Source organism: Streptomyces sp. NPDC005181, from assembly GCF_040608395.1.
Classification (GTDB): domain Bacteria; phylum Actinomycetota; class Actinomycetes; order Streptomycetales; family Streptomycetaceae; genus Streptomyces.
Genome location: NZ_JBEXID010000170.1, coordinates 1 through 7348 on the forward strand (window position 1 = coordinate 1; position 7348 = coordinate 7348).

Genomic DNA, 7348 nt, shown 5'->3' on the forward strand with positions numbered 1-7348 from the left:
GCCGGCAGCCCTCTCATAGCCACACCTGATGTCCCTGGGTGTCCCCACCCTACGAATGGGAGGACCAACCCGATCAAGAACGTAGAGCCCTCTGAGCTGCAGCGACAGGGCAGCTGGAGCCAATGGCCCGGCTCGCGGAGCGGGCTGACGAGTAGAGCTACTCGTCCGGTGCTCCCATGGGCGCGGCGGCGACGTCTTCAGTGGGCCGCCGCTGGTCCAGCGGCCCGGAGACGTAGGCGTCCATGCCCGCTGCGGCCAAGGAATGGTGGGGAATCGTCTCGGGCTCGCCGTGCAGGCGCAGCAGTACATGGTCGTCACCGACCAAGCAGTCGGTGTACGGAAGGGTGTGGGACAGCAGGCGGGCGAAAACATCGCAGGCTGCCTGGACGTTCACTTTATCGAGGCCGAGCCAGACGTGCAGCGTGCCGTCCTGAACTGTCAGCTCGACGTCGATACGGCTGTCGGCCGCCTCGGCGGCTTCGCCGCACCACGTCAGGGTCTCGTCCAGCGCGCCGAGGTGGACGGGGAGCGGCCGGAAGACCTCCTGCCGCATGTCGTCGCGGACCGTGACGCCAGTGGCCGGGGCCTGGTCGCGCCACCAATCCTGCACGATGTCGCGGACTGAAGCGGCCTGCGGCCCGCTGCTCAGCACTCGCCGTACGGCATCCGCCGCGTTTCTCCGGACCACGCTCGCAGCGCCGGGTCCGGGGTCGGCGGCCATACGGTGCAAGAGCGAGCGGGGCCCGGTGCGCGTATCGTCGAGGACCTTCCGGTACAGCTCGCGCAGCGCGTCCGGTACGGCCACGTCGTCCGGCCCGAGCAGGGGCCGAACGCGTTCCGCCCAGGCAAGAAACGCTTCGGTGTCGCCGGTGGTGAGAAGGTCGGTGCCGAGGTCGCCGCGGGCGAGCATGCGAGTGCGCTGCCGTTCCGTCGGCCGGCCGAGGCCATCGAGCTGGGCGCGCAGGAGGAAGACGAGCAGGTCCCGTTCCGGGGCGGGGAGATCGTCAACGACACCGTTGACGGGGGTGGCGAGGATGTCGACGATGGCCTCGGCGGTCGCCTTCTTCGCCTCCGCCTTCCCGGGGTTTCCAGCCAGACGCTCGGTCCACCGGTGGACGCGGCCCCGAGCGTCCCGCAGCTCGATCGTGGCGGTGAAGCTCTTCAGGTGGTCCGGCCCCGTGACGTCGTATGTGTACTCGTGGTCGATGCCGTACGTGGTGGCCATGGCGGCGAGGATGGTCACCGGGTCGTGCTGGTGTTCCAGGCCGGAGAGCCAGTCGTCTAGGACGGCGGGCCGACGCCCAATCAGCCGAGGCCCGTGGACACGCCAGGCCGCAGCGACGACCGCCTGGGTGGCGTCCGACACCGCTGTGCGGCCCTGTCCGCTCTCACCACGGCTCGTCAGCAGACCTTCCGCGAGCTGGAGAGTGGCACCGAGCCGGGCGGTGTCGTCGTCAGAGGCGGTGAGGATGCGTGCCTCGTCCTCGTCTGGGGTGAGGCCGTGCGCGAGGGCTTGGCGGACGCGGACGTGGGCGGCGAGGTAATCCACCACGTGCGAACCGTGGTGGGCGAGGAGGTGGTTGTCGCGCTGGCGGGCGGCGGCCGTCGCTGCCTGATTTTCTTGGACCCAGGAGGCATGGGTGAGGGCCTGGGCGAGGAGCCCGTTCGCGCGATGGCCGAGCTCGAACATGGCCGCCAGGTCGCTCACGGCGTCCCGGTGCCGGTTGCCCGGCTGCGCGTACGTCAGCGGCGACGCGGCCGGCAGCGTAGCGGTTGCCGCCTTCCGCTCGGCGCCCGTCGCTGCGGCCACCTGTGGGTATGCGTCGAGCAGCGCTCGTGCTGCCGCCGCCCGCGCCGCCTTCTTGGACAGGCCGGTGCCTTCCGCCGAGTGGCCAGTTCCGGTGCGGACGGTGGCACGGAAGGCCTTGCGGTGATCCGGACCCTCCTCGCCGTAGTCGTAGGTGATTCCTTCCTTGTGGAAGGCCGCATGCGCCAGAGTGACGGGATCGGCTCCCGCCTCCGCGGAAGGGCGGTCGAGGTCGGGCCACACGGAGGCGACCAGCTTCCGGGCGATCTTGTGCTCGCCACAGAGGCTGAGCACGCCGAGGATCTGCCTGGCCACTCCTTCGAAGACGGACCTAGCGGGCTGCTGCGCCTCCCCCGCGCCCATGCGCACCAGCCCCTGCTTGGTAACCCACTCGCCAAGCACGAGGCCCGCGGCGGAGCGACGCCGGGCGTGTTCGCTCGACTGTTCGCCCGCCTTCCGAGGGGTCGCCCATCGTGCGTATGCGTCAAGCAAGATCACGTCGAGCGCGGTGGCGCCGAGCCGGTCGAGCAGGCCGAGGACGTGTGGTGTGACCTGGTCGGCGTGGTGGCTCTCGTAAAGGTGACTGCGATGTTCGGCGGCCAGGCCGAGCCAGGCGGTGACCTCGGGTCCGGCGTCCCATCCAGGCACGACCTTCCCCACGATCTCGCGGACCTCTTGCCCGGACGGGCCCACCAGCGACACGGGCGGTTCGCACAGCGCCGGGTACGTGACGTCATGGACGTCGAGCTGCCGTTCGGCACGGGAGTAGGGCCGCACCGGCTCGGGCGACGGACGCTGTCCGGTCGTGGGCGAGGCCGACCGCGCGGGCCGGGCCGGCCGGGCGGCTTCGGGGGGCGTGTTCCGGCCCTGGCGGGTGGACGCCGAGCGGTGGTGCGCAGGACGCGAGACAGTGCGCCGGGAAGCTCCCTGCGCCCTCCGACCGCCCGTCGGCCGTATGCCGGACCTGCCGTCCAGGAGGTTCTGGAGTTCGTTGGTGAGCCAGGAGGGTAGTCCGGTCGGGGGGTGACCGCCGTCGAAAAAGTCGCCGACCAGGTCGACGCAATACGTGTACCGGCCCCAGTCGTGGCGGCGGGCCTGCTCCTGACCAAGCGTGCGCAACGCCGACCGCATCCGCCCGTACGACACCGTCAGCCCGGCCAGCTGGTACGACGTCCGGCTCCGCGCGGCGTCGATAGCGAGCGCGATGCGATGCAAGGGTGTCGGCGGCGCGGTCTCGCGCAGCGACACAATGCCGACCCAGCGGTTCATGACCCTCCCCCTGCCGGGTGACGCGCCCCTGCCCGACCCAGCACACGCTCCCGGATGGCGTCAGTGCGCTGTCCCGGTGCTTGCGTACGAGCGGCGGCCTGCCTCCGGCCCTGCTGTCCCCTCCCGCCGCACCTCACGACTCCCGGGTGATCACGGCGGCACTGACCGAACAGCCTATGCTGCGGGCCGCGGGTTCTGGAGGGGTTCACTCAACGCGGATCGTTCCGCGAGGCCGCTGTTTTGAGGGCCGTGCCGCACTGCGATCTGCAGGACCAGATGAAAACGGTCCCAAGCGTCGGCCACAGCTGTCCGTAGTGGTCCTCACCCGGCTCACGGTCACCCACAATCCCGGCAACCTGCCACGCCCGCGCAGCCAGCAGAACATTCCCCTGCACCGCCGCGACCACCGCATCAGCATCGGCCACCGCGAAGTAGGGCACCCAACGCGCCATCTCCTGCCCACCCTGAAGCGGGGCTACGCCGCCGAAGGACCCCTCCTGCTGGTCGCCCTCCTTGATGCTGAGGACCCGGTACGTCATGCCGGGCTCCGGCATCTCGGAGCGCCAGCCGAACAGCCCGTCGTAGAAGCGCATCACCGCCTCCGGCTCGCCGACGTGCAGCTCCACCCACACCAGCGTGTTGTCCTCGGAGGCCTTCTCCAACCCCTTGTTGGACTGCAGTACGGCGAACTGCGCGCCCTGGGGGTCGGAGAACTGAGCCAGCCGGCTCTCGCCCATGTTCATGGGTTCGACGCGCACAGTGCCTCCGCCGGCGGCCACGCCACGGGCGGTGGCAGCCTGGATGTCGTCGCTGCGGAAGTACGTCGCCCAGGCCGACGTGGCCCCATCCTGCGTCAGCGGCCCGAGGGCGGCGACGGTCTTCCCATCCTTCTGGAAGAACCCGTACCCGCCCGCGGCGGGCCCGGCGGACACGTACTGCCGCCCGAAGACGGCGCCGTAGAAGGCGGCCGCGTCCGTGTCCGGGCTACCGAGGTCGATCCAGATGGGTGACCCGGTGCGGAAGTCGGCGCCGAGCAGGCGTTTCGCCCGCGAAGCCGGTACGGAGACCCCGCCACTATGCCGACCCCATGGACAGCCTCGGCGCACCGGTCCAGATGGTCCGAGGGTTTCACCCGGGCTGGCGTAAGGAAGGGCAGGGAGGGGTGCAGTTACGCCCGACATGAGCGAGGCCCAGAGAATCTGTGCAGGAGCACCACACAGGCTGCACACAGCCTTTCGAAAGCCTGGTTAGCGTGGCTGGCCGTTCGATCTCGCAGGCGAACGTGATCAGGCCGTGGCCCAGGCGGGCCGACGGCGCAGTCAACCCAGGAGACCGCAGATGGACTACTGCTCCTCGTGTCGTCGGCACCTCAACGGCGCCCTGGTGTGTCCCGGGTGCGGCGCCTACGCCCCGGACATCGCTCCGCCCTCCGCCGACGGCCGCGCCGGCCCGGCCGGGGGCGCCGCCTCGGCGATGACCGGCAACGGACCCGGTGCAACGTATGCCGGAGAGTCCGCGGCCTCCGACAGGTGGCACGACGACCCCCAGCGTGACGAGACTGAGCTCGAGGCCGGCACGAACGCGGCCCCGTACACCGCCCCGTCCGCCCATCTCGAGGGCCTGCTGACTGCGCGGCAGGGGCGGGCGGCACGCCGTCGCCAGCTGGCCCGCTGGAAGAAGAACCAGCGTCGGGCCGTGGTCGCGACCACCATCGCCCTCGTCGGAGGCGGCCTGACCATCGCCACGATGGACCGGCACTCCACCGACCGGGCACAGGCGGCCACAGCGCCGGACGCCAGGAGCATGGGCGTCGCGGAAGAGCAGGTGCCTGAGCACACCCGTCCGGCGTCCACACCGCTCACCACTCACCGATCGTCAGACACCACTCCCGAAGAGCAGTCGCCGGCCACCGGCGCCCCGCGACAGCAGTCCCTTGCGGCCCCGCCCCGCAGGACGCCGCAGATCGCCCGGCCGGACGCCACCGTGCCTCCCCGTCCGGCTGCGACGTCGACCCCGCAGCCGCAGAACACCGCGCCGTCCTCCGGTGCTACGGCCCCCGACCGCACCGGTACGGCGAAGCAGCAGTCGTCGGCGCCCGCAGCCACCGGCGGCACGGACTCGGGCTCGTCCCAGGCGAGCCACGCACCGGCATCCACGTCGCCGACGGAGGTCTGCCTGCTCGTGGTGTGCCTCGGCTGACCGTGCCGGGACCCGGCCGTGCCCAGCTCGGCAAGCAGGAGGTGCGGCTCAGGTGACGAGTGGCCGCCGGGAGCGGATCGCGCCACACATCGACGTCGTACGGCCGGGGAACGCAGGACTCGCGCCGACGACGGTATCCCGGCTCGTCACCGACGCCGGCCGCCCTGACGCGCTCGGCTCCCGCCGTCGTAAGGCGTGTGCGCGGGAGGGGAACAGAGCGCGCGAGGCGTGCGTCAGCCCGTGAGCAAAAGACCTAGCCGGTGGAAGGGAGAGGAGGCGCAGCCCGTGAGGTCCCGCTATGAAGTCCTGCTGCACCGAATCGGCCGGTGGTGGGCCGTCGACGTCCCCCGCCTCGCCCTGCACACCCAATGCCGCACCCTCGAGGGGGCGGAGGACCTGGCGCGCGGTCTCGTCGCCGAAGCCGTCGGGGCCCATCCGGACGCTATCGTCCTGGACATGTTGGTGCCCGAACTCGCGCCCGTGCTCGGCTCGGTGTCGGAAGCGCGGCGCCGCCGGGCGGCCGCGGTCGCCGCCGAAGAGGAGGCGATCGCCGCCGCCGTCCACGAGCTCGTGGACACCCTGTGCCTGAGCCAAGGCGACGCCGGCCGCCTGCTCGGCATGTCCCCACGCGAGGTGGCCCACTTCACGCCACCGCGCGGTGCGGCAACCGCCGGCACAGGGCATCTCACCCCTGTGCCCGCACCGAGCCCGCCGCGACCAGGCACCGCCCCTCCTCCTCGCCCACGCCCCGGCCCCGCCCAGCGGCCGCGCCGGGCGATCTCCCCCGCCCGCCCCTCCTGGGCGATCCCGGATGATGGCGTCGAAGGCCGAGGCTGACCGGGCTTCCGCCCCAGGTGATACAGCGGGCGTGTCCTGCGGCACGCTGGTCGTGCCCCCGGCGTTTCTCGCGCTGGACAGCCGTATCGTTCGTGGCCAACTCGTGATCACGACAAGTACCCCTCTTCACAGGAGTGTTGATTTCGCAACCATCAGCCGGCCCCCGTGACACTCCAAGTGCACGACGCGCTGGAGTAAGTGACCCGCAATGAGGGTCACAGGGCCCGCCCTCTAGGGGGAGGTACGCGGGCTCCGGCGTGCAGGGACAGGCTCCTTTCCCCCCGTGACGGTCTGCCCCTGCACGCGTCACTGGCAGCAGGGCGGGGCGAAGGACAACGTCCCACTCGCTCCCCTGCGTCGGCGCCGTGATCGGTGTCCGTGACCGTTGTGTGGAGTGGCCACCGAGTATTTGGGACGCCGGTGCGACCTGTCGTACGCTCCGGGGGCGTTGGTTGGCCCATGGGGGGACGGATCGTGGGACGAGGAGGGCACGCTCAGCGCGTGTCGGCCGACAATCCCGCGGTGAGCACGGCGGTCGTTCGGGCCCAGGACGGTGACGAGGCCGCCTTCGCTGTGCTGTACCGGCTGGTCCAACCGGGTCTGCTCGGCTACCTGCGCGGGTTCGCGGGTGAGGACGCCGAGGACATCGCCGCCGCTGCCTGGCGGGAGACCGCATGCGAGCCACCACGGTTTCGTGGCGACAGGCACGGATTCCGCGGTTGGACGGCGAGTATTGCCCGGCGGCACGCGCTGGGCTACTTCCGGCTTCACGGGGCATCGCCCGGCTCTCCGGGAAGCCCCTGGACGCCGCCGACCGAGGACCACATCGCCCACACCCTGCGCGGAGCAACGCTGTCCGCCGAGACAGCCCAGGCTCTGGTCGCCCGGCTGCCCCGCACCCAGGTCGAGGCGGTCCTCCTCCGCCATGTCGTACGCCTGGACGAACACGCAGCCGCCCGGGTGATGGGCAGGCCCCGCCCTGTCGTACGGATGCCGGCCCGCCGCGGTTTGAGGAGTCTGGCCCGTTTGCTCGGCCCTGACGATGTGACACATGATGTCGCGCGGACGCTGGGGGAACCGAGATGAGCACCGATCGAAACGGAGATGAGCGGTTGAGCGGCGAGGCCGCCAGCGCTACGCCCCCAGGGCCTCGGCGTGAAAACGGAATGAGCGGATTCGCCCCAACTGCCGTTGCTGGTGGGGTGGGTGACGACATGCGGCAGGCACGGTTGCCAG

At 71.2% G+C, this 7348-nt stretch carries 5 protein-coding genes; 3 read left to right on the plus strand and 2 right to left on the minus strand.

All coding sequences use genetic code 11. From position 1 onward, the window contains the following. Positions 1-157 precede the first annotated feature (157 nt). Entirely contained in the window at positions 158-3076 is a 2919-nt protein-coding gene (locus ABZV38_RS38845) for a putative dsRNA-binding protein (protein ID WP_356333494.1), read from the minus strand. Positions 3077-3285: 209 nt separating this feature from the next. Then, positions 3286-4182 carry a VOC family protein gene (locus tag ABZV38_RS38850; RefSeq protein WP_356333496.1) on the minus strand — a complete coding sequence of 299 codons (897 nt, stop codon included), beginning with the start codon at positions 4180-4182 and terminating at the stop codon, positions 3286-3288. A gap of 232 nt (positions 4183-4414) precedes the next feature. On the opposite strand from ABZV38_RS38850, the gene ABZV38_RS38855 reads away from it, so the two are divergent. The 3 genes from ABZV38_RS38855 (at position 4415) to ABZV38_RS38865 (ending at position 7198) form a co-directional block, all read left to right on the plus strand. Next, positions 4415-5275, plus strand: coding sequence for a hypothetical protein (locus ABZV38_RS38855; RefSeq protein WP_356333498.1), 861 nt, complete (start codon positions 4415-4417; stop codon positions 5273-5275). A gap of 285 nt (positions 5276-5560) precedes the next feature. Beyond that, a complete protein-coding gene (locus ABZV38_RS38860; protein WP_356333500.1) occupies positions 5561-6112 on the plus strand; it encodes a hypothetical protein in 552 nt (183 codons plus the stop codon). A gap of 474 nt (positions 6113-6586) precedes the next feature. Then, complete coding sequence (locus ABZV38_RS38865) at positions 6587-7198, plus strand: RNA polymerase sigma factor (protein WP_356333502.1); 612 nt, start codon at positions 6587-6589, stop codon at positions 7196-7198. Positions 7199-7348: the final 150 nt, after the last annotated feature.